Here is a 1,002-nt window from a genome sequence, read left to right on the forward strand (position 1 = left end):
GCTCAACATCTTCGAGCCGCGCTATCTGCAGATGGTGGACGAGGCGATCGCCGGCCCGCGGCTCATCGGCGTCATCCAGCCCAGTCTCGACGGCGCCTTGCGCGGCGATGGCGAGCCGGAGCTCTGCAATGTCGGTTGCGCCGGCCGCATCATCGCCTTCTCCGAAAGCGGCGACGGCCGCTACCTGATTTCGCTGCAGGGCGTGTGCCGGTTCCGCATCGCCCACGAATTGACGGTCAAGACGCCGTTTCGCCAGTGCAAGCCCGCGCCTTTCCTTGCCGATCTCGACGAGGATCAGGCGGACAACGAGATCGACCGGCCATCGCTGCTCAAGGCGTTTCGCGCCTATCTGCAGGCCAACGATCTGGAGGCCGACTGGGAAAGCGTCAGCCGCGCCGAAAATGCCATGCTGGTCAATGCGCTGTCGATGATGGCGCCCTACGGGCCGGCCGAGAAACAGGCGCTGCTCGAAGCAGCCGACCTGAAGACCCGGGCGGAGACGCTGATCGCCATCACCGAAATGGCACTGGCGCGCGAGAATGAGGATTTTGGCTCGAGTTTGCAGTAAGAGTGTCGATATCCAGGTGAGACCGGCCTGCAAATGGTGGCTTCCTGCGCTTCCGGTGCTTGCGTACGAAAAGTACGCTCCGCTCCGGTTCTCGGTATCAGCCATTTTCGACTGGGCCTGACCTGAATCTCGGCACATCTTAGGCCCGCAACTGGCTGGGAGGAGAATCTTATGGCGGCGGATGGACGTGACGGGAGGAAGGTCGACCCCAAGCTGCTGGAACTCTTGGCCTGCCCGCTGACCAAGGGGCCGCTGGCCTGGGATCCAGAGCGCGGCGAACTGATTTCCAGGGTCGCCAAGATTGCCTATCCGGTGCGTGACGGCATCCCGATCATGCTGCCCTCCGAGGCGCGGACGCTTTCGGTGGAGGATGTGCTGGCCCCGCTGCCGCGCTTGGGTGGGTCGGGCTGAGGGGCACGCTGCTTATACCCTGT

Annotated in this window: 2 protein-coding genes; both read left to right on the forward strand. The window is 63.8% G+C overall.

The genetic code is table 11. The features are described 5' to 3' along the window. Window positions 1-568, forward strand: a 568-nt coding sequence (locus EN893_RS35530; protein WP_128362245.1) for an LON peptidase substrate-binding domain-containing protein, incomplete at its 5' end; no start/stop codon positions are given. Between the two features lie 171 nt (window positions 569-739). Further along, window positions 740-979: a Trm112 family protein gene (locus EN893_RS35535; protein ID WP_127267295.1), complete on the forward strand. Its 240-nt coding sequence runs from the start codon at window positions 740-742 to the stop codon at window positions 977-979. The last annotated feature ends 23 nt before the right edge of the window (window positions 980-1,002 follow it).

Origin of the sequence: Mesorhizobium sp. M7A.F.Ca.CA.004.04.2.1 (genome assembly GCF_004022825.1) — a bacterium.
GTDB lineage: Bacteria > Pseudomonadota > Alphaproteobacteria > Rhizobiales > Rhizobiaceae > Mesorhizobium.